Below are 22867 nucleotides of genomic sequence, written 5' to 3'. Positions count from 1 at the left end.
TATCCAAACCATGAGGGAGGAAATAGGAATGACGGCAATGGAGCGAGCAAAGAAAATAGAGGCTTCTAAGGAGCAGAAATTACTAACTCCCTTGGCATTAAAGAAAAGCAGTACTGCCCTTGCGGTATTTGGCGTGATTGCGACCGTTCTGTTTTTCCGACATCCCGAGGCTTTCTCTAAATCGGCAGAATAATAAAGCGTATTTGTCCCTCTTTCGCATCCGTGTTCCATTCCTCTTCTCTTCAGGCATGCGACAGCTTATCAAGTCATTGACTGCCATTGACTACGATGAAGCTGTCGTCGCCGTATCGCCACCAACCCCGTAGTATAGCTATCTTGTTTACTTCATTAGAAAATTTTCCCCAGGGCTAACTTTGCCATTTATTTAAGCTTTCTTCGCTTTTTCTTTCAAATGTACATGCATTATACTGCATGACCCCCATAAAACAATGAATTTTCACGAAAAAAGTAAAAGGGTATTCTAAAATTGTGTAATGCATGAGAATGGAAGTTGAATTAAATAGATCGAATATGCGGTCTGACTGCGCAACCAAAATATTCTGATTAAGATGCAAGCAAAAGCAGGAAACGGGGCATGCTGAAAAGGGATGATAAGGAAGTGGAAGCACGAAAACGAGCCATGCCATTGGCCGTTTTTGTACAAGGAGATGGAACGTTTGGTCGGAAATGTCATCCGTGTATAAGATATTGGGAGCGGATGAATACTATGGTCAGATTCAAAATCTTTGAAGGATGTTTCTTCTTCGTTATAAACGAGCAGCAAAAGTCCAGTCGATTCAAAATCCTCTAGGAAAGCGGGGCAACAAGAAATGAAAGCAACTGGAATTGTACGTCGCATCGATGATCTCGGGCGTGTGGTGATTCCGAAGGAGATCCGCCGTACACTGCGTATTCGCGAGGGTGACCCTCTAGAAATATTTGTAGATCGTGATGGCGAAGTTATTTTGAAAAAATATTCTCCTATCGGTGAACTGGGCGATTTCGCTAAAGAATATGCGGAGTCGTTGTTTGAGGGCACGAACCATGTAACTTTAATTACAGACCGGGACAACATCATTGCTGTCGCTGGAGCATCCAAAAAAGAGCTGTTGGACAAGCAAGTGGGAGCTGTTCTGGAGAGCTGTATGGAAAACCGCAAAACGATGACAGAGGCTAACGGCGGCGCATTCGAAATCATTAAGGATACGCAGGAGAATTACAGCTCCTTCGTCATTGCTCCGATCATTGCGGGCGGTGATCCGATTGGTACCGTTGTGCTGCTAAGCAAGGATGAATCGGTGAAAATGGCTAATATGGAAACTAAGATGGCAGAGACGGCAGCAGGTTTCCTAGCCAAGCAAATGGAGCAATAAATCACGGAATGTTTGAAAAAGGGAATACAAGAGTGTGGAGACAGCTTCTTTGATCGAGAGAAATCTTGATTGGGGAAGCTTTTTCAAGGTTTGCGATTGTGAGGTATAATAAAGACCAATATCAATCGAGGGATAGGCAGGAGTGGGGCAGATGAACCGCAAGCCGGGGGAAAATGGACATGCAGCGGATGGGCTGGAGCTGGCGGGTGGTCGAAAGACGGATAATGCGGCCGTAAAAGGAGCAGTAGACAAGAGCAAAGTCGAGGAATTGATGCCTTCTTTGGAAGTTGGAGCAACTGCTGAGGGGGGCGATCAACCGTCTGCAGAAGGCAGAGTTCAAGTGGGGCGCGGCTCTAAACGGCTTCTTGTGAATGGCGTCGTGCTGATGGCAGGCGCGGCATTGCTGTCTAAGCTGATCGGCGTTTTTCAGAAAATACCGCTGCAAAATATGGCGGGAGACCGGGTATTTGGCATTTATAATGCAGTTTATCCGTTCTACCAGTTGGCCGCTTCCTTGGCAACAGCGGGGCTGCCTACGGCAGTGTCCTTGCTCATTGCGGAGAGGCTGCGAAAAGGAAATGATACGGAAGGGGTAAGGAGAACGCTATATGCGGCTTTGCTGCTGCTTGGCATGACAGGCATCGTGTCTTTTGGCTTCATGTGGGCGGGATCGGATCATGTGGCGCGCTGGATTGGCGATGCAGAGACGTCGGGGGCGATACGATCGGTATCCTTTGCTCTGCTGTTAGCTCCTTTTGTCGCCGCATTGCGTGGTTATATGCAAGGCCTTGGAAAGATGGGCTTATCCGCTGCATCGCAGGTTGTCGAGCAAATGGTACGGGTGGGGGTAATGCTTCTTGTGCTTGGATTAAGCTGGTCGGCGGGCTGGGCGGAGGCTTCTGTGGCCTCGGGCGTAATGAGCGGTTCTGCGTTCGGAGGAGCAGCGGCTTTGCTGATACTGGCTGTTTCTTCATGGAGCAAACGAACAGGCGAGCGTTTCAGCCGCAAAGCTGACGCCTTAAAAGAAGAGATTAAAAAGCTTGCTGTCATAGCCCTGCCTGTTGCGCTCGGGGCCGTTGTCGTTCCGGTACTTGGCGTAGTGGATGCCTTTACTGTGCCGAGATTGCTGCAAGTAAGCGGAGCCTCTGAAGCGCATGCGATGGGGATGTTCGGCATTTACAGTAGAGCGCAGCCGCTAGTTCAGCTGGTTGTAATGGTGGCTGGAGCTGCGGCGGCTGCGTTGGTTCCTGGGCTGGCGCTTGCACGGATGAGGGGGGCCTACGGGCAGCTGCGCACGCAGCTCTCGCTTGTTGAACGGGCGGCATGGGCAATTGGGGCGGCGGCAGCCGTAGGCCTAGTGCTGCTTGCGGAGCCGCTCAATATTATGCTGTATGAGGACGCCAAAGGAACCTTAGCGTTTGCCTTAATCGGCTGCACCGCCCTAGCTGGCAGTGTGAACGCGGTAACTGCACCGGTGCTGCAAAGTCTTGGCGCAGTTCGAATTCCAGCGGTTCTGCTGCTATTGGCGGCTGTGCTGAAAGGCGTGCTTAACGCTGTGCTTGTTCCTTCATACGGCATTGAAGGCGCCGCCATTGGCGGAGTCGTGGCCTTAAGCGCTGCTGCGCTGCTTGGCACGATTGCTGTTCGCTATCATGCCGCAGCAGCGGGAGCGTCAATGACGGGTACTTGGGGAACCATGCGCGGCGAGTCTTACGTCGGCGAGCGTACGAATGCAGCGTCACGTAGGAGCCATGAGGTGAGCGGCGGAGCGGAAGGTGCGAGTGCGTTGGCGACGGAACGCTGGAGCGATCCGGCGAGCGGCGGAGCGGAAGGCGCGAGTGCGGCGGCGGTGCGTGGGAGCGATGAGGTGAGCGGTGAAGCGGAAGGTGCGAGTGCGACGGCGGAACGTGGGAGCGATGAGGTGAGCGGTGGAGCGGAAGGCGCGAGTGCGGCGGTGGAACGTGGGAGCGATGAGGTGAGCGGTGAAGCGGAAGGCGCGAGTGTGGCGGTGAAACGTAGGCGTGATGAGGCGAGCGGTGAAGCGGAAGGTGCGAGTGTGGCGGTGAAACGTAGGCGTGATGAGGCGAGCGGTGTAGCGGATGGTGCGAGTGCGACGGCGGAACGTGGGAGCGATGAGGTGAGCGGTGAAGCGGAAGGTGCGAGCGGAGCGGCGAAGCGGAGGCGTTGGCCGGCGCCTGGCCGCGCGGCCGCAGGCACGGGCTTTGCGCTCGCGGTCATGGCCGCGGCGCTTCTTGTCGCCGAGCGAGCGCTGAACGCCGCGCTCGGCGGGCTGCCGCCTAGGGCGGCAGCAGCTGCGCTTGCGCTGACGTGCGTCGCCGTCGGCGCTTGCGCCTTTGGCGCCGCGGCATTGCGCGGCGGCGCCGTGAGCGCGCGCGAATTGCGCGCGCTGCCGGGCGGCGGCGCATTGGCCGCCCGTTTGCGGCGCTGGCGGCTTATTCCGCCAGCGAAAGATGAGAGCTAACCGGCGAAATGGCGGTTAGCTCCTACAAATGCGGCATCTTGCTTGAGTTTAAGATGCCTATATTTCGAGCCAGTAACTCATGCAGGCTTGTTACTTGAAGCATTGATAAGATTGGATGCAAGTGCTCACCGTTACAGAGTTTCTATGAGTCAACTACATAATTTCGGTCACTGCATGAAATTAAATCGATTGATTGCGTTCATATATCCGGCGTTTTTCTGTTATCTCAGCAGTTTTAAGTATGATGGTCTCCTGTTTTGATTTCCATGGTCTGAGTGTGGAGAAATAGATCTACTTTCTAGATCTATTTTACCGTAAATAGCCGAAACAGCTGAAATAGGTCTAAAAAATAGACCTAATCCAGCCACGCAGCTCCAAATGGACCGGATATAGCCGAGTTTTGGAGAAATAGATCTACTTTCTAGATCTAAATTAGCGTATATAGCTGAATTCGCTGAAATAGGTCTAAAAAATAGATCTAATCCAGCCCAGCAGCTCCAAATGAACCGGATATGGAGGGGTTTTTGAGAAGCCTGAGGATCGTCCGAGAGAAACGAAGTGCTCCGTTTAGTAGCCGAACTTTTAGCTTTACATGTCTTAATCAATCTAAGAACCTGGTTGCAACATAACTACCGCTAATCCTTCATGAAAAAAATTTAATCTGCGTTATTGAAGTTTTGTTGGAATTGGTTCATGATTACTTTTTACAGTCCCTAGTTGACTATTATTTTTATGGTTATGGTGAGTTGAATTACCTATTTTTGGATTCAGTTGGCCTATGCCAACACGTTGGTTTCATTCGAGGCTTGCGGCTGGCGCTGCGCCCTTTCCATAAAGCTGGAAGCAGCATATCAAATCATCTCTAAGGAGGATTTATAATGGTGTCCACACCACAACTTACGGTCGTCGGTCTCGGCTCGGGCGATCCGGATCAATTGACGCTTGGCGTTTGGCGGAGATTGCAGGCGTCGGAGCGTGTTTTTGTACGCACCGCGCAGCATCCTGCGATGTCGATGCTGACGGAAAATGGCATTGCTTTTACGTCGTTCGATACACTTTATGAGCAGCATGATTCCTTTCCCGATGTCTACAAAGCGATTGCCGAAACCCTAATCGCCGAAGCTCGGGGCTCTGCCGGAAACGCTGGTTCTAGCTCGCTTATTTATGCGGTACCGGGTCACCCGATGGTGGCTGAGCGTACCGTCCAATTGCTTCGTGAGCAGTGCCCGGAAGCGGGAATCGAGCTTCAAATCATCGGCGGGGAAAGTTTTCTCGACCAAGCGTTCGTCAGTCTTGGGATTGACCCGATTGAAGGCTTTGCGCTGCTGGATGCAGCGGAATTACAGCCCTCTCTCTTACAGCCGCAGTTGCATACATTGATCGGTCAAGTGTATGATGCTTTCACGGCATCCGATGTAAAGCTTGCGCTGATGGAAAGATATCCCGACGATTACGAGGTTGTGGTCGGCCATGCGCTGGGGGTTGCTTCAGAGCAGCAAATTATTCGCGTTCCGCTGTATGAGCTGGACCGCACGCCAGGCTACGGCAATTTATCGCTGATTTGGGTGCCTCGTACAGACGATGCGGCGCTTCGCAATCGTTCTTTTGAGCGGCTGCACGAGATCGTCTCTATCCTGCGCAGTCCCGAGGGCTGCCCGTGGGATCGTGAGCAAACTCATCAATCCATCCGCAAAAATTTCATCGAAGAGCTGTACGAAGCGCTTGAGGCCATCGATAATGACGATCCTGATGGCATGCAGGAAGAATTTGGGGATGTTATTCTGCAAGTAATGCTGCATAGCCAAATGGAAGAAGAGACAGGCGCATTTTCGGTCTATGATGTGATACAATCACTAAACGAGAAACTTATCTTCCGCCATCCGCATGTATTTGGGGAGCTGAATGCCAGCAATTCCGAGGAGGCGCTTGGCAACTGGGAGCAGATGAAGGCAGAGGAGAAACGTCTGAAAGGAACCGATGCGGGCCGCAACTCGGTGCTTGACGGTATCCCTCCAGATCTGCCGGCTCTCATGAAGGCGTACAAGCTTCAGAAAAAAGCGGCTAAAGTCGGCTTTGACTGGGATGAGCTTGGACCGGTGCTGGACAAGATCGAAGAGGAGCTTGCGGAGCTGCGTGAGGCGATTGCCTCGCAGTCCGAAGAAGAGCAAGCTTCGGAACTTGGCGATTTGTTGTTTGCTGTTGTGAATGCTTCCCGGTTCATTCATGCCGATCCCGAGGAGGCGCTCTCGCGTACGAACAAAAAATTCCGCAGTAGATTTGCGTATATTGAGGAACAGCTTCGTATAAGCGGCAAGCAATTTGACCAGACTGATTTAACAGAAATGGATCGCTGGTGGGAAGAGGCTAAGCGTCATTTGTAGCTTCCATTTCGTCAGGAATCGCCTTAATTCCACACCAACCGCAAAAAAATTTAAAAAAGCGGCAGGATTTATTTGCTAGAAGGCAGAATAAGTATTCTTCGTGAGAGTAAGCATTGAAAGCAACGGCGGCGCTTTAAGCGTCGACCACAAAAAATATCGGTAACGAATTAGGAGGATTTTATAATGAACAAAACAGACTTGATTAACAACATTGCAGAAAAAAGCGGTTTGACTAAACGCGACGTAGAAGCAGTACTTAACGGCTTCTTGGGCGAAGTAACGGATGCGCTTGCTGGTGGCGATAAAGTACAATTGATCGGCTTCGGTACTTTCGAAACTCGTAAACGTGCTGGACGCACTGGACGCAACCCGCAAACAGGCGCTCCAATCGAAATTTCGGAAGCAAAAGTTCCTGCTTTCAAAGCAGGCAACAAATTGAAAGAAGCTATCCAATAGTTTATGCGATTGGATAAATTTCTTAAGGTATCCCGCCTGATCAAACGCCGTACCGTTGCGAAGGATGTATCCGAGCAAGGGCGCGTATGGATCAATGGCCGCGAAGCGAAAGCCAGCAGCGCCGTAAAGGTCGGTGATGAGCTCCAAATCCAATACGGTCAGAAGATCGTAACCGTGCGCGTTGAGCGAATCGCGGAGACGACCCGTAAGGATGAAGCCGGAGAGCTGTATACCTTGGTGAAAGAAGAACAACGCCAGCGCGAGAACACGCTCGACTGGGAACAACAGCAATAACATCGAGGACTGTCTACAAGCTTAACACTTGCAGGCAGTCTTTTTTTTGTGCGTAATAGGCGGCTTCTAATTTTGCTAGATTACCTGTTTCAGCTTCATAAAAAAGGTTTATATACTCGGAGGACGAATCTATGAATCAATTCCAATTGCTCGTTCCTGAGTATCGGCGAAAGGGTTTCCCTTTGTTAAGCCATGCATTTTCGTTATTTACCAAAAATATGCTTCCTATTTTTGCGCTTGTGGCTATCTTGACTCTTCCTGCCGAAGTGATCAAATACTATTTTGTTGACGAAAGCTGGAATGAAAGAGGCTTTTTTTCGTCTACGACGGGAATGGATGCTATTATTCAGCTGATTTTCTTGAGCGTCGTAGCGCTTATGGTGGTTTATTACATACTGGGACGGCTTACTGGCGGGAATGTGGGGCTTAAGCAGTCGATAAGATTTGGTATTCGCAAATGGCCGAAGATACTAATCTACGGTTTTTTGCAAAATGCAATCATAAGCGCGGGCCTGATTCTTTTCGTGATCCCGGGTATTCTCTGCGCGGTATGGCTTATGCTGCTGCCCATAGTTGTGGCTGTGACAGATACCTCCCGTACGAATCCTTTGGAAATTTGCCGCGAGATGGCGCGTAGAAGGTTTTTTAAATTTGCGGGATATGCCATTGGGGGTGGCGCGATCACAGGCCTTGTCCTCGTTCCAGGCATTGGAATAGCGGCTCTATTGCCTGTCGAGAGTGTCATTGTAAACCTGTTGCTTGATTTATATATTAATTTCGCCTTCCAGTTCTTCGTTATCGTATTGCTGCTCGTCTTCCTGCAGGTGAACACCGAGTGGAATGACGATGCTCTTATGTCTGAGAATCCAAGAGATTAGGTTCTAATTCTTGTCTTCCACCCATAAGCTAGTCTTAACATATAAGACAGGATAAGCCTTGCGCTTGCCCGCCTCTTATATTTGAACGTGAAACGTATGCGATGCCGTCATTGGCCTGCTAGCCGTTTGCGTCAAAGACATGCTAATGAAGCGGAGGACGAGTCTATGGTTGACCAAGGCAAAGGTCAGAAGCATCAGGAAGTCAAAATGCTGAATCGAAAGCTGCTTGAGCTTACCGGTGTAGTGAACGTGGAAAGCTTCGACAGCGAGGAGTTTTTACTAGAGACGGAGCTTGGCTTCTTGGCGGTTAAGGGCCAAAATTTGCATATGAAGCATCTGAGCCTTGAACAGGGATTGGTAGCTATTGAAGGGCTCGTCCATTCGCTCGCCTATATGGATGGGAATACTGCCGCTTCCAAATCAAAAGGGCTGTTCGGGAAGCTATTTAAGTGACGCTTAGCATGCAATGGATGACGATGGCAGCCATGCTGTTATCCGGACTAGGCATGGGAACCGTGTTCGACGGCTATCGGGTCGTTTCGAACGAGCTGAAGTTTCCGCGCTGGTGGCTGCCGGTGCTTGACGTGATCTACTGGATGGCGGCGGCGCTAGTCGTCTTTCGGGTGCTGTACGCTAGCAACAATGGCGAGGTGCGGGCGTACGTTTTTATTGGACTTGCTATTGGTATCATAATCTATTATTTGCTCCTCAGCCGAGTGGTTATCGTCGTTGTGAAATGGCTCATAGGAGCAGTACGCAAGCTGATCTCCATTTTGTTGAAATGTCTGGAAATCCTTGTCGTAAAGCCGATTTTATTGCTGTATAAGCTAGGATTGGTCATATTTGCATTTGGGTCTGCGCTCACTATTTTCGTTTTGAAAATTGTGTTACAATTGGTTCGTCCATTTTGGAAACTGTTTGCTTGGATGGTTCGACCTGTCACGCGGCCCCTATGGCGCTGGCTCTCGTCCTACACGGCCAAATGGCAGTTAACCGATAAGCTGAAGGGCTTTGGACTACTAATTGCTCGAATGTGGAGTAAATGGTTTAGGAGGTAACACCGCTCATGGCAACAGCAGCTGTAAATAAAACGCCAGGGAATGCTGGCACAAAACGCCGGTTTAAACTATGGTTGATGTTCATCGTGCTATTTATGGGTTGGGCGGGGTATACGATCTTCGGCCAAATGCAGCAGAAAACGGCGACTGGCGTTAAGCTCACCACAATCCAAGGGCAACTGGATGCCTCAACCAAAGAAACAGAAGCGCTCAAACGTCAAATTGAACGTTTAAATGATCCGGAATATATCGAACAACTGGCAACAAAAGAGCAGGGCATGGTAAAAGAAGGAGAGCAGCAAATATTCAGTGACTAAATAGGGCTGTAAATCGGGTGAACGTCTGTTGACCTTACTTGAACGGTTCGGTTATAATCACGTTAATAGCGTTTTCGCAAAACTTTTAGCTCATGCTTATGAATTCAGTTTTGCTTCGCATAACTTTTAGGGAGGAACATTTTATTTTATGGCAATTGAAGTGGGCGCTAAGTTAGAAGGAAAAGTGACAGGCATTACGCATTTTGGGGCATTTGTCGACTTGTCGGGAGGTGTCACGGGTCTTGTTCACATTTCGGAAATTGCTGATAATTACGTCAAAGACGTGAAGGATCACCTGAAAATCGACGATGTCGTGAAAGTTAAAGTGATCAACGTGGACAAAGACGGAAAGATCGGACTTTCCATTAAGCAAGCCATTGACCGGCCAGAAGGCCAACCAGCGCCACAACAACGCGAGCGTCACAGCGGAGGCGGCGGTGGAAGCACTGGCGGTAGTGGTGGTGGTGGCGAACGTTTCAACCGCGGTGGCGGCGGTGGTGGTGGCGGCGGCGGTCGTCCCTTCAACAAGCAATCGTCTGGCAGACCGGCATACGGTAAACCGTCATTCGAGGATAAAGTGTCACGTTTCCTGAAAGACAGCGAAGAACGCATCTCCTCTTTGAAGAAGAATACGGAGGGCAAACGCGGCGGACGCGGTGCCAAGCGAGTATAAGCTGAATCGTCATAACATTATACATGGAGCAGAACCTACCCGGTTCTGCTCTTTTTGCGTTTCACGTATGGCTGATCATACAAATTAATCGTACAAGCGTACTACATGCTGTCGAAGCAGGCTGCCAAACCTGCGTAAATGCTGATGAATGAAAGGACAGAAGGCATCGGGGCACGGGGAGTGTCGTTTGAATGTCGCATGGCTGCCCCCGAAAAAATACTTTTCTCTGATCCTCCATCATTCCCGACAGGTTATCACGTTGTTTCGCCAACATCCTAAAAATAAACAGCACATATTTTGTTGTCGGAGTTTTGGTTTTCGATTCGGTGAAATGGGGAGAAACCGTTACGGCGCATACCTTTGACAAGGCGCTGACAATGCACGCGGGGCTAATTCTTTTTGTCGGAAAAAATTTACAAACGTGTTACGTTAACTGACAAACTTCATACGGACAACCTCCTATAATGGGAAACACATTACATTCGGAAATGGTGGTGTCTGGTCATGGAAAAGGAAAACGTGGTTGTGCTTCCCGGTATGAAACGGACAGGTCTGGCTCAGGCGTTTATGCAGAAAGGACGAGAGTGGGTGGCGGCACGCCGCTTCATTCAGGTTCTTTTAGCCAAAAAGTGGACATTTCTGCTGGTAGGCGTAGCTTTCTTGCTTGGCAGGGCAGTCATACTTGAATCACTTATGCCGTTTGCAATTGCTTATTTCGCCGTTATTTATTTCATGAGAAGGGATATATACCCGTGGGTGGCCATATCCTTGGTTGCTGGCAGCTGGCTGGCTGCCGATCCGGCGCCCATGTGGATTGCGATGGAGATTGCGGTGTTGTTCTTGTTTCTGAAGGGACTGGAGGCGTACGAGAAGGCTGAGCTTTCCTCGGCCCCTATTCTGGTCTTCGCTTCCACGTTATTAGTTCAGATGTTCAGCGTGTTTATAGGGGACGAGCTAAGCTGGTATAACTTTATGCTCGTTGTCGTGGAGGCGGCGCTTGGTTTCGTGCTTACGCTCGTATTCATTCAGGCCATTCCGGTGCTTACCATGACCAAGAAATCGGCTACGCTCAAAAACGAAGAAATCATTTGTCTGATGATTCTTCTTGCATCAGTCATGACGGGCGCCGTAGGCTGGGTATTTTACGGCATGTCGGCAGAACATGTCATGTCTCGTTATATGCTGCTGTTATTTGCACTTGCAGGCGGCGCACCGCTAGGCGCTTCGGTCGGTGTTGTTGCAGGACTCATCCTAAGCTTGGCTGACTTCGGGGCAGTCGTACAAATGAGCTTACTCGCGTTTGCGGGGTTGCTGGCTGGCTTGCTGCGTGATGGCGGCAAAATGGCGGCGGCATTCGGGATGTTGCTTGGAACATCGATTTTATCCATATATGTAGGAAGCCAGGCTGATGTGATGAGCTCAACCTGGGAATCCGTAGCTGCAGCCACGCTGCTTATGCTTACGCCGCGCAGTATGATTCGTACGATTTCGCGCTATGTGCCGGGAACGAACGAGCATGCCAAGTCTCAGCATGAATATGCAAAGCGGGTGCGTGAGGTGACAGCAGATCGTGTATCCCAATACTCGGAGGTGTTCCGCCAGCTATCTCGAAGCTTTGGTCAACTGAACAACAATGTAACTACGCTGAACAAGGAGGAAGAGATCGGTCATTTTATGAATGCGGTTGCTGAGCGCAGCTGTGCGAGCTGTCATCGTCAGAATGCTTGCTGGGAGGACAAGTTTTTTCACACGTACAAAATGATGACCGATATGATAACCGTAGTAGAAGAGCAGCGGGTGCCTTCGGCAAAGGAAATTCCGCGTGCGTGGTCGGCCCATTGCGTAAAATCGTCTCAGGTACTGAATGACATGACTCAACAGTACGAGCTTTATCAAAATAATATGCACTGGAAGAAGCAAATATTCGACTCTCGCGGACTTGTTGCTGATCAATTGCAAGGCGTGTCGCAGGTCATGGAGGATTTGGCTAAGGAAATTAAACGGGAAGGGCAGACGCTGCATTTGCAGGAAGAACAAATTCGGGAGGCGGTGGAGGGGCTCGGCTTGTCCGTTCAGGGCATTGACATTGTAAGTTTGGAGGAGGGAAACGTTGATATCGAGGTCTATCATTCCTTTGGGCAGGGATATGATGAGTGCCGTAAAATTATTGCTCCGCTCCTCAGTGATATTTTGGGAGAGCACATTGCAGTCAAATCCGAGCGCCCTCCGACAAGGAGCGGGGAACCGACGCTTGTGGCTTTTGGCTCGGCCAAGCAGTATGAAGTTGAGACGGGAATAGCCGGTGCGGCTAAAGGAGGCGATCTGCTGTCAGGGGACAGCTTTAGCATGGTGGAACTGGGCAACGGCAAATTTGCTGTTGCGATTAGCGATGGCATGGGCAATGGAGAGCGGGCGCGACAGGAGAGCAGCGCGGCTTTATCGATCCTGCAGCAGCTGCTGCAGTCTGGCATGGATGAGAAGCTGGCTGTGAAGTCCGTGAATTCGGTGCTTTTGCTGCGATCCTCCGATGAAGTATTCGCTACCGTCGATCTGGCGATTGTAGATTTATACACAGCTCAGACGACGTTTATGAAGATAGGATCGACCCCAAGCTTTATTAAACGAGGAAATGAGGTTATTCCAATAACAGCTAACAACTTGCCCATTGGCATCATTCAAGACATTGATATTGATTTTGTTTCTATGCAAATGCAATCTGGGGATACGCTCGTCATGATGAGCGACGGTATTTATGATGCACCAGGGCTTGCGGTAAATAAAGAATTATGGATGAAACGGATTATTGGCGAACTGGATACGGAAGATCCGCAGGAGATGGCCGATGCGCTGCTGGACAAGGTCGTGCGCCATCATAACGGTGAAATTGTGGATGATATGACAGTGCTCGTTGCAAGGATCGATAAGCATCTGCCGGAGTGGGCATCCTTCCGCTTCCCTGGCGTAACGCGTATGGAGCGGCCAAGGACGGTGAGTTGAAGAGCCATGTCGATCTGACTGCATGGGGGTGGTATGCCTGAACAGTGATTGCGAGATCTGTTAAGCAAGCTATGGGAAGTGCATCTATTTGATGAGTTGAAGAGCTGTGATTAGGCTGTGTGGGAGAGGTGCATCTGAACGGTGAGCAGGTGTGGATCTGACTTCTGAGCTCTATTCTAAACCCCTTATTGTCTGCCGGCTTGCCGGAGCTGGTGGACAAGGGGCTTTTTTGTGTTATTTGCGTTGTCCGTCATGCTGGTAAGTAGGTGGAGGGGAATAAGTAAGGTGCAGAATACGATTGTAAATTATGAGTTTCATTAGCTACCAGTTTATAACCTATTGGCCGCTATTTGAAACATCGTTTAAATTGTTGCCTGAAGTGGCATAAAAAGAATTTAAAACGTTAAAGAGACTGGCTGTCCTTACTCGTTATATGGGAGCGTGCAGAGATTTTCGAAAGATGCTTATAGTTTAGAAGGAATTTATCCCTCTAAACTAGCCTTATTCGATTGAAAAATGTATTAGATGGAATTTGTACCGTTAATTTAACGGTTTCCGTTGATTTCTGATCAAATCTTAGAATTTAGAAGGAGGAATTCCTTCTAAATTCCAGAAATATACTGAATTGTAGATAATAGCGGTAGAAATTCCAGCTAATTTAAATGGAGAGAAGGCCAAAGCGAGTGAAAAGAGCGGATAAATCGATAGTTCAGCTACTTTAGCTAGTTGTGTGCATTCGATATCCATTTATTTAACCGGAACAAAGACCGATAAATGATATAAAGCTTTCAACTTTGATAACCATTGCAGCCGTTATGCGGGTTTTTGACGCCCGGTAAGCAATCTTTTAATAGTCTAGCGGTTTAACCCTCTCAAAAAAGGCAAAGCTAATAGAAAGGTCAAATCTGGCCAGAGCTTTCGAAGAGCTGTTTGTTACACAAACACTAAGCTAATNTGTTTGTTACACAAACACTAAGCTAATGCTTACGAAGCCGTGTTTGTTACACAAACACTAAGCTAATGCTTACGAAGCCGTGTTTGTTACACAAACACTAAAGGAGGGTAAATCATTATGAAACAGATTTTATTGATTACGGATGGCTGCTCGAATGTGGGGCTTAGCCCGGTGGTGGCGGCAGCGCATGCTTATTCGGACGGTATTTCGGTAAATGTGGTGGGCGTGCTAGATCATGGCGATGTAGGTGAGCTTGGTGCGGCAGAGATTGACGAGATTGCGCGTGCAGGCGGTGGCCTGAGCCGAATGGTAAACACGCGCCAGCTCTCGCAAACGGTACAGATGATGACGCGCAAGACGGTAGTTCAAACGATTCAGCTGGCAGTCCAGAAGGAGCTGAAGCATGTGCTCGGCAACGGCTCTATTGAAGCGCTGCCGCCAGAGAAGCGGGGGGATGTCGTTCGTGTCATTGATGAGCTTGGAGAGACGTCAAGCCTTCAGGTAGCCCTTCTTATCGACGCGAGCGCCAGTATGAAGCCAAAGCTCGCGGCCGTGGAAGAGGCGATTCGCGATCTAATGCTGAGCCTGCAAGCTAGGCAGGGGAAAAGCGAGATTTCCGTTTTTCATTTTCCGGGTTCAAGACATGGCGATGATTGTGTAATGGATTTGGGTTGGACCAGCCATTTGAACGGCGTGACCGGAATTTTTCCGAGGCTGCAAATGGGCGGTACGACACCTACAGGTCCGGCGATCATGCAGGTCATTGATTTTTACCGCCAAGGCGATTATGGTAGACAAAGCAGAGATGAAACGGATGGGATGATGAGTGACTACGTCGTTTAAGGTTGAACTTCGCCGCGGCATGGTGGTAACCGGCAAATGGAAGCAAGGGCGCTATAAAGTAGACAGGTTGCTTGGAGAGGGCGCAAACGGTAAAGTATATCTCGTACAGCGCGATCGCAGCTGGTATGCTCTGAAGCTCGGTGTTGATGCCGTAGATTTGCAATCGGAGATTAACGTCTTGCAGTCGCTTGCGAAACAGAAGCAGCACGGGCAGGAAACGTTCCTCTTTGACGTGGACGACTTGTATGGACCCGACGGAAAGGAGTATCCTTTTTATATTATGCGTTATGTGCTCGGGACAACGCTTGGCGATTTCCTGAAGCAGCAGGGCATGGAATGGTTTCCGCTCGTCGGTCTTAACCTGCTCGGCAAGCTGGCCAAGCTGCATCAGGCGGGCTGGGTCTTCGGCGATCTCAAAGTCGAGAATGTGCTTGTTGCCGACTACGGGCATGTCGAGCTAGTGGATTACGGCGGAGTGACGGCATCCGGTAAAGGAATACGGCAATTTACAGAAATTTATGATCGTGGTTACTGGAACGGAGGTTCGCGGTCTGCGGACCCGGAATACGATCTATTCTCGTTTGGGGTGCTGTGCATACAACTTCATGAGCCCAAACGACTGCATCAGCTGACTGTGGAGCTGCTTCCTTTGAATCGGTCAACAGGGGAGCTGATTCAAATCGCCGAATCCAGCCAGGCGCTTAAACCGATTGCCAGCTGGCTGAGCAAAGCATTTGCAGGTCAATATAGGAACGCGGAAGAAGCATCGTCCGCATGGCGCTTATTGATGCACAGGCGCGATACGCGAAGAACCTCAAAGACGCCTGGATGGTTAAAGGGGCTGGCAGCAGCATCGGCGGTGCTGCTTGGAACATCGGTTTACTGGCTGCTGCGCAATGGGCTGTAGGCAGCAGCCATAAGCAGGAAATGAAAGCGAGGATCTACATATGAATCTGCAATACGAGCTAGAGAAAACGGCAGAGGAGCGCAGGCTGTGGTTCGCTGGCGATTGTATCGTCATTGCAGTATCCGGTGGGCCGGATTCGATGGCACTGCTGCATATGCTATCTTCTGTTGCCAAGGAAGGCGAGCTATCGATTATAGCAGCTCATGTGAATCATGGCTTTCGTGTAGAAGAGTCGGCGCATGAGCTGGCCGTCGTACGGGCTTTTGCCGAGCGGCTGGGGGTTGTTTTTGAGAGTATATCTTTGGACATGCCTTCTTATATAGAAGAAACGCGTATGAATAGTCAAGCTGCCTCTCGCGAGAAACGGTATGCTTTTTTGCGCGAAATAGCGGCTAAATATCGTGCCTCTAAGATCGCGCTAGCCCATCACGCGGATGATCAGGCAGAGACCGTTCTGATGCGCGTGATCCGCGGAACAGGCTTAACCGGGCTTGCGGGAATGCTTAGCAAAAGATCTGAAAAAAACGTGGAACTTATCCGGCCGCTGCTTCGTATGAACAAGTCAGACCTTCTGCGTTACTGCGAAGAGCACCAAGTTCCATACTGTACGGACAGCAGCAACAAGGAACGCCATTATTTCCGAAATATCATTCGGCTAGATATTTTACCTTATTTATCCCGTCATAATCTGCAGTTGTCACAATCCCTTCAGCGCTTAGCTGAAGTTGCGGGGGCGGAGGACGAGTGGATGGAGAAACAAACCGAAGCGTTATTTGCGCAGCTCGTTACGTTATCCCCCAATGAATGCGCGATTAACTGCATCGATTTGCATGGTCTCCACGTCGCTTTACAAAGGAGATTGATTAAACTAATATTAAGTTATCTTTCTAAAGAAACGGAAAAGATATCCTTCGAGCAGATTGAGACGATGCGGCTCGCCGCTTCCTCCCTTGCGCCAGCAACATGGCGGATCGATGCCGGTGCGGGAATACGCTGTGCGCGTGAGTATGAGGTGATGAGGTGGGTTCAAACAGCGAACCTTTCACCCGGTCATGGGCAAGATTACGCGTACGAGGTTGGAGAGGATACGGCAAGCTTGGATGTGGAGCAAAGCAGGTGGTCATTTGCCTTCGATTATTCAGCATCTCCTAGCAGTCGTAAGCCTGCTTCTCGATATGAAGCCTGCTTTGATGCTTCGAAGTTAACTTATCCGCTCGTCGTGCGAAATCGCAGGCCGGGCGACAGAATTCAGGTTTTAGGATTAAATGGTTCAAAAAAAGTGCAAGATATGTTCGTTGATGAGAAAATCGCTCCGCTAAAACGCGAGCTATATCCATTACTGTTCGATGCAACGGGGAATTTGCTTTGGATTCCAGGTATTCGCAGATCAAATCATGCGCTTACGGAACTGAACACAAATGACGTGCTGTTCATAAGGGCAGAGAACGAATAAGAGGCACTGGTACACTCATAAACATAGTTAAGGCCTAGGGGGATTTTTACTTTGCAAAACGATATTCAAGAAGTGTTGTATGACGCACAACAGATCAACGAGAAGGTAAAGGAGCTTGGCGCAACGCTGAGCAAGGATTTTAGCGGACGTAATCCGCTTGTTATTTGCGTTCTCAAAGGTGCGTTTATTTTTATGGCGGACCTTGTGAAGGAAATAACGGTACCGCTTGAGCTTGATTTTATGGCTGTATCCAGTTATGGGCAGTCCACGAAATCCTCTGGCGTTGTCAAAATCATCAAAGACCTTGATGTTTCGGTTGAAGGCCGTGATGTTCTGATCGTTGAGGATATTATCGACAGCGGGCTAACGCTCAGCTACTTGATTGATGTTCTGGAGCGTCGTAATTCCAAATCTGTGACGGTCGTAACTTTGTTTGATAAGCCTGCTCGCCGCACGGTTGAGTTGGAGGCAGATTACACAGGTTTTACGCTGCCGGATGAGTTTGTTGTAGGCTATGGATTGGATTTTGCGGAAAAATACCGGAACTTGCCTTATATTGGTATTTTGAAACCGCAGGTCTACGAAAAATAATAGCGATTCACCCGTACATGCCCTTCTCCGTATACCTCTATTGTTATGGAAAGTCATGCTATGGTAAAATATTTTAAGTGCCTGAGAGGAGGTTGGGGATGAATCGGATCATCCGTAATACTGGTTTTTATTTAATTATATTTTTGGTGACCGTTGGGATTTTTCAATTTATCAGCAGCCAAAATGACACAACAGTGGGATTGCGATATGACGAGCTTCGTGCAGCAGTTGAATCAGGCAATGTCAAGGAACTGAGTGTCAAGTACGAGAATCAAACTTATTTTGTGTCTGGTAAATATAATACAAAGCCCGCGGGCTCGGAGAGCGACCAGTTCGTGTCCAGAGTCAGCGTCAAAGCGGAGGAGAAGATCCTCGCTTGGCAGGAGCAGTTTGGTTTTCAGCTTGAAAGCAAGGAAATGGACCAGCCAAGCATTTGGCTTACATTCCTTACTTCCATTATCCCGTTCATTATTATCTTTGTCTTGTTCTTCTTCTTGATGAATCAAGCTCAGGGCGGCGGCGGCAAAGTGATGAACTTTGGCAAGAGCAAAGCGCGGCTTTACGATAATGAAAAGAAGCGGATTACGTTTGAGGATGTTGCCGGAGCAGACGAGGAGAAGCAAGAGCTCGTTGAGGTCGTCGATTTCTTGAAGGATCCGCGCAAGTTTAACCTGGTTGGCGCTCGTATTCCTAAGGGCGTATTGCTCGTAGGTCCTCCAGGTACAGGTAAAACCTTGCTTGCCCGTGCAGTGGCAGGTGAAGCAGGAGTTCCATTCTTCAGTATCTCTGGTTCCGATTTCGTTGAGATGTTCGTCGGTGTCGGCGCTTCTCGTGTCCGTGATTTGTTCGAGAATGCGAAGAAAAACGCTCCATGTATCATTTTTATCGATGAAATCGATGCTGTAGGTCGTCAGCGCGGCGCCGGTCTTGGCGGCGGCCATGACGAGCGTGAGCAAACGCTCAACCAATTGCTCGTTGAAATGGACGGCTTTGGCGCTAACGAAGGCATTATCATTATTGCTGCTACAAACCGTCCTGACATTCTGGATCCGGCGCTTCTCCGTCCGGGCCGTTTCGACCGTCAAATTACGGTTGACCGTCCAGATGTGAAAGGCCGTGAAGCCGTTCTTAAAGTGCATGCGCGCAACAAGCCGCTTGCCAAGGACGTTAAGCTTGAGGTTATTGCAAAGCGTACGACAGGATTCAGCGGTGCTGATCTTGAGAATTTGCTGAATGAAGCAGCACTTCTTGCTGCTCGCCGCAATAAGAAGGATATTGCCATGGTTGAGGTTGACGATGCGATTGACCGGATTATTGTGGGTACGGAGAAGAAGAGCCGCGTAGTCAGCGAGCGTGAGAAACGGATTGTCGCTTATCACGAAGCAGGACATACCATTGCTGGCTTCTTCCTCGAACATGCGGATATGGTGCATAAGGTTACGATTATTCCTCGGGGCCGTGCTGGCGGATACGTCATTATGCTGCCGAAGGAAGACCGTATGCTAGTAACGAAGCAAGAGCTTCTCGACAAAATTACAGGCTTGCTGGCTGGACGCGTTGCGGAAGAGCTGTTTATCGGCGAGATCGGTACAGGCGCTTACAGCGACTTTAAACAAGCAACTAGCATTGTGCGTGCCATGATTATGGAATACGGTATGAGTGATAAGCTCGGACCAATGCAGTTCGGCAGCTCGCAAGGCCAAGTATTCCTTGGCCGTGATATCGGTCACGAACAGAACTATTCCGATGCGATTGCCTACGAAATCGATCAAGAAATGCAATCCATTATTACGGGTTGTTATGACCGGGCGAAGAAGCTACTGTCAGAGAAGAGCAAGGAAATGCATTTGATTGCTCAGACGCTGCTTAGCGAAGAAACGCTTGAAATGGAGCAAATCAAACGTTTGGTTGAGACAGGTACTTTGGAAGGCGGTCCATCCTCTGAAGGGGAAGGCTCTGTATCAACGGAGTCTGCTGCTGATCCAATTGTTGAAACCGTCGGAGACGTTAAGGTACGCATCCAGACTCGGGACCAGGATGAGATTAAGCCTCCTAGCCTTGAGAAAAGAGAAAACCCAGAGGATCCAGACAAGAACGAGTAGGTTTTTGAGGTTAATGGCTAGCTATAGTCGTTCTGCTACTTGTAAAGAGTAGCGGGACGACTATTTTTTTCTTTATTAATGTTCGGATTTAGCCTATAATACGGTTATAAACCTCTATTGAAAATTAGAAAATCTCACATTCAGGTTTGTATTTTTCGGTCTCGATATTACATAAATGTTACATTAAGGCGAAATCAATGATTTAATGTCATTTAAGCTGACATTAAATCATTGACGTTTAATTTTTTGTAACTATAATGAAATAATAGCGGCCAGGATCAGCAAGAATAAGAAGGTAACAGGGGTTGCAATGCTTGACCAAACTTTAGCAAGGGAGAGAACACGCATGAAAAAAACATTTAGCTTTATGCTCGTTATGATGATCGCGTTGACACTTGTGTTGTCAGCTTGCGGAGCGAAGAACAATGAGGGCGGTTCAGGTACAAATACAAACGGTGGTACGAAAGTAGAATCCGACGGAACAGGCAAGGATTTCAAGATCGGTATGGTTACTGACGTAGGCGGCGTACATGATAAGTCCTTTAACCAAAGCGCTTGGGAAGCTCTAGAGAAAGTAACGGCTGAGACTGGCGCAGCAACAAAATTCTTGGAGAGTAAAGGCGAGGCTGATATGGAGCCTAACCTGAACAGCTTTGTTAAAGAAGGATATAACTTGACTTGGGGTATCGGTTTCTTGTTCAACGATGCGCTTAGCAAAGTAGCGAAAGAGAACCCAGACGCAAAGCTTGCTGTAATTGACAGCGTTATTGAAGCGCCTAACGTTGCTTCGATTACATTTGCTGAGCATGAAGGATCTTTCCTTGTTGGTGTGGTTGCCGGTTTGATGACAAAGTCAAACAAAATTGGTTTTGTAGGCGGAATGGAAATTCCGGTTATCAAAAAGTTTGAAGCAGGCTTTAAAGCGGGCGTTGCTGCTGTTAATGCGGACGCTAAAGTTGAAGTAAACTATGCTGGTGATTTCGGTAAACCGGATCTAGGTAAATTAGCTGCTGCTACGATGTATGATGGCGGCGTAGATATTATTTTCCACGCAGCTGGCGGTACGGGCAATGGCGTATTCAACGAAGCAAAAGCTCGTAAAGACAATGGCGACAACGTATGGGTTATCGGTGTAGATAAAGACCAATCGCTTGAGTTCGGCGACGAAATTACGCTTACGTCCATGATGAAGGGCGTTGAAGCAGCCGTTCATAAAGTATCCAAAGACTTGATCGCTGGTAATTTTGCTGGCGGTACTGTTCAAGAGCTTGGCTTGAAAGATGACGCAGTAGGTTTGCCGGCAACGACTAAGAACGTTCCGGAAGATGTGCTTGCTGAAGTTGCGAAATACAAAGAAAAAATCGTTAGCGGTGAAATTAAGGTGCCGACTGAATAGTTTCCTTCATCCAAAGGTATCCTTTGATTGAGGATCGTTTGTCGATGTATCAGACAAGACCGGCTTCGGCCGGTCTTTGTTCTTTTTTTGAATGTAAGAAAGTAGGTATACAGGAGTAACGTGTCATGCTTTTATAGCGTTAACAACCGGGGAGATGATGAGGATGGACCGGAGCCTGACGGCTGTGCAATTAAAGGGGATTACAAAGCGGTTTCCTGGATTGGTGGCCAACGATTCGATCAATTTTGAATTGAAAAAAGGCGAAATTCATGCGCTGCTAGGTGAGAATGGCGCTGGAAAATCGACGCTAATGAATATTTTATTTGGCTTATACCAGCCGGATGAAGGTGAGATCTGGATTAACGGCGAGAAGACCGTCATTGAAGGCGCGTCTAAAGCGATAGATTTGGGTATCGGAATGGTGCATCAGCATTTTAAACTCGTACAACCGTTTACGGTTGCTGAAAATATTGTGCTTGGCAATGAGCCGGTAAAGGGCATAAAAATTGACTACAAGCTAGCTAACGAAAAGGTTCGGGCAATTTCCGAGCGCTATGGTCTGAAAGTAGATCCGCAATCGCGGATTAAAGATATTACGGTTGGCACGCAGCAGCGTGTTGAAATATTGAAAACCTTGTATCGCGGAGCTGAAATCGTTATCTTTGACGAGCCGACCGCTGTACTGACTGTACAGGAAATCGAAGAGCTTATTGAAATCATTCGCAACTTGGCTGCGGAAGGCAAATCGATCATTATTATTACGCATAAATTGAAAGAGGTTATGGCGCTTGCCGATTCGGTTACCGTTATTAGGCGCGGGAAGGTCATCAAGACCGTTACGACCAAAGAGACCAATGAACAGCAGCTTGCGGAACTGATGGTGGGCAGAGACGTTTCTTTCGAAGTAAAGAAAACGAAGCGCGAACCAGGTGAAGTCATTTTGTCCGTAGATGCATTGCAAATGAAGGGCGAGCAAGGCAAGAATGCGCTTAATGGTGTCGGCTTCAATATTCGGGCTGGTGAGATTCTCGGCATTGCAGGCGTTGATGGAAACGGCCAAAGCGAGCTCATCTATGCGATTACGGGCATGCGCAAGGTCGATGGAGGCAGCGTGAAGCTAAATGGCCGCGACATGACGAACCACTCGCCTAGGCAAGTGTCAGTTGCAGGCGTCGGTCATATTCCGGAGGACAGGCACAAACATGGTTTAGTGCTCGACTTTAGCGTGAGTGAGAATATGATTTTGAACACGTATTTCGAGCCCGAGTTTGGCAGGTCGATGTTCATTGACTATCAAGCGATGGACAAGCTGTCCGACAAGCTGGTCAACGAGTTTGACGTACGTTCATCCGGTATTCATACTCCTGCACGCGCGCTGTCGGGCGGAAATCAGCAGAAAGCGATTATCGCACGTGAGCTGCATAAAGACCCGGATTTGCTTATCGCTGTGCAGCCGACGCGTGGCTTGGATATCGGAGCCATTGAATATGTGCATAAGCGCTTAGTTCAAGCACGAAACGAAGGAAAAGCAATTTTGCTTGTTTCCTTTGAGCTTGATGAGCTGTATGCTTTATCGGATCGCATTACGGTCATGTACGAGGGCAGATTGATGGGTGAGGTTGACGCTGAGCATAGGGACGATCAACAGCTCGGTCTCATGATGGCAGGCAATAAGGTAGCAGCAGACGTATCAAAGGGAAGGGGATAGCGC

19 protein-coding genes are annotated in these 22867 nt (G+C 48.9%); all 19 read left to right on the top strand.

Going from position 1 to position 22867, the window contains the following annotated elements; translation table 11 throughout:
• Positions 1-28 precede the first annotated feature (28 nt).
• The 19 genes from FJQ58_RS32255 to FJQ58_RS05325 all read left to right on the top strand — a co-directional run bounded on the left by FJQ58_RS32255 (position 29) and on the right by FJQ58_RS05325 (position 22864).
• Positions 29-193, top strand: a complete 165-nt coding sequence (locus FJQ58_RS32255) for a hypothetical protein (protein ID WP_162341326.1) — start codon at positions 29-31, stop codon at positions 191-193.
• Positions 194-830: 637 nt separating this feature from the next.
• Positions 831-1373, top strand: a complete 543-nt coding sequence (gene spoVT, locus FJQ58_RS05410) for a stage V sporulation protein T (RefSeq protein WP_139991416.1) — start codon at positions 831-833, stop codon at positions 1371-1373.
• A gap of 151 nt (positions 1374-1524) precedes the next feature.
• Positions 1525-3855, top strand: coding sequence for a polysaccharide biosynthesis protein (locus FJQ58_RS05405; protein ID WP_139991415.1), 2331 nt, complete (start codon positions 1525-1527; stop codon positions 3853-3855).
• Between the two features lie 881 nt (positions 3856-4736).
• Positions 4737-6236: a bifunctional methyltransferase/pyrophosphohydrolase YabN gene (gene yabN / locus FJQ58_RS05400; protein ID WP_420799816.1), complete on the top strand. Its 1500-nt coding sequence runs from the start codon at positions 4737-4739 to the stop codon at positions 6234-6236.
• Between the two features lie 183 nt (positions 6237-6419).
• Entirely contained in the window at positions 6420-6692 is a 273-nt protein-coding gene (locus FJQ58_RS05395; protein WP_053373361.1) for an HU family DNA-binding protein, read from the top strand.
• A gap of 3 nt (positions 6693-6695) precedes the next feature.
• Positions 6696-6986, top strand: a complete 291-nt coding sequence (locus tag FJQ58_RS05390) for an RNA-binding S4 domain-containing protein (RefSeq protein ID WP_076338521.1) — start codon at positions 6696-6698, stop codon at positions 6984-6986.
• A 131-nt stretch (positions 6987-7117) separates the two neighbouring features.
• Positions 7118-7864 (top strand): hypothetical protein, encoded by a 747-nt coding sequence (locus FJQ58_RS05385; RefSeq protein WP_139991413.1) that lies wholly within the window; start codon positions 7118-7120, stop codon positions 7862-7864.
• A 165-nt stretch (positions 7865-8029) separates the two neighbouring features.
• A complete protein-coding gene (gene yabP, locus FJQ58_RS05380; RefSeq protein WP_139991412.1) occupies positions 8030-8317 on the top strand; it encodes a sporulation protein YabP in 288 nt (95 codons plus the stop codon).
• Entirely contained in the window at positions 8314-8922 is a 609-nt protein-coding gene (gene yabQ, locus FJQ58_RS05375; RefSeq protein ID WP_238403826.1) for a spore cortex biosynthesis protein YabQ, read from the top strand. The genes yabP and yabQ overlap by 4 nt, the downstream gene beginning before the upstream one ends.
• Before the next feature lie 8 nt (positions 8923-8930).
• On the top strand, positions 8931-9239 hold the full coding sequence (locus FJQ58_RS05370) for an FtsB family cell division protein (protein WP_139991411.1): 309 nt from the start codon (positions 8931-8933) through the stop codon (positions 9237-9239).
• A 148-nt stretch (positions 9240-9387) separates the two neighbouring features.
• The gene (locus tag FJQ58_RS05365) at positions 9388-9912 is read left to right on the top strand and encodes a S1 domain-containing RNA-binding protein (protein WP_139991410.1); all 525 of its coding nucleotides are present in this window, start codon (positions 9388-9390) and stop codon (positions 9910-9912) included.
• Between the two features lie 504 nt (positions 9913-10416).
• A complete protein-coding gene (gene spoIIE, locus FJQ58_RS05360; RefSeq protein WP_139991409.1) occupies positions 10417-12909 on the top strand; it encodes a stage II sporulation protein E in 2493 nt (830 codons plus the stop codon).
• Positions 12910-13981: 1072 nt separating this feature from the next.
• Entirely contained in the window at positions 13982-14707 is a 726-nt protein-coding gene (locus FJQ58_RS05355) for a vWA domain-containing protein (protein WP_139991408.1), read from the top strand.
• Positions 14691-15614, top strand: a complete 924-nt coding sequence (locus tag FJQ58_RS05350; protein WP_139991407.1) for a protein kinase domain-containing protein — start codon at positions 14691-14693, stop codon at positions 15612-15614. Before FJQ58_RS05355 ends, FJQ58_RS05350 begins: the two co-directional genes overlap by 17 nt.
• 40 nt (positions 15615-15654) lie before the next feature.
• Positions 15655-17067 (top strand): tRNA lysidine(34) synthetase TilS, encoded by a 1413-nt coding sequence (tilS, locus tag FJQ58_RS05345; RefSeq protein ID WP_139991406.1) that lies wholly within the window; start codon positions 15655-15657, stop codon positions 17065-17067.
• A 51-nt stretch (positions 17068-17118) separates the two neighbouring features.
• On the top strand, positions 17119-17658 hold the full coding sequence (hpt, locus tag FJQ58_RS05340) for a hypoxanthine phosphoribosyltransferase (RefSeq protein ID WP_139991405.1): 540 nt from the start codon (positions 17119-17121) through the stop codon (positions 17656-17658).
• A 98-nt stretch (positions 17659-17756) separates the two neighbouring features.
• Complete coding sequence (gene ftsH, locus FJQ58_RS05335) at positions 17757-19760, top strand: ATP-dependent zinc metalloprotease FtsH (RefSeq protein WP_139991404.1); 2004 nt, start codon at positions 17757-17759, stop codon at positions 19758-19760.
• Between the two features lie 346 nt (positions 19761-20106).
• The gene (locus FJQ58_RS05330; protein ID WP_139991403.1) at positions 20107-21156 is read left to right on the top strand and encodes a BMP family lipoprotein; all 1050 of its coding nucleotides are present in this window, start codon (positions 20107-20109) and stop codon (positions 21154-21156) included.
• 163 nt (positions 21157-21319) lie between these two features.
• The gene (locus FJQ58_RS05325) at positions 21320-22864 is read left to right on the top strand and encodes an ABC transporter ATP-binding protein (protein WP_139991402.1); all 1545 of its coding nucleotides are present in this window, start codon (positions 21320-21322) and stop codon (positions 22862-22864) included.
• The last annotated feature ends 3 nt before the right edge of the window (positions 22865-22867 follow it).

The organism is Paenibacillus paridis, assembly GCF_006345825.1.
GTDB classification, from domain to species: domain Bacteria; phylum Bacillota; class Bacilli; order Paenibacillales; family Paenibacillaceae; genus Pristimantibacillus; species Pristimantibacillus paridis.
Note: the sequence above shows the minus strand (reverse complement) of the source record. Positions and strands in the feature narration are given on the sequence as shown.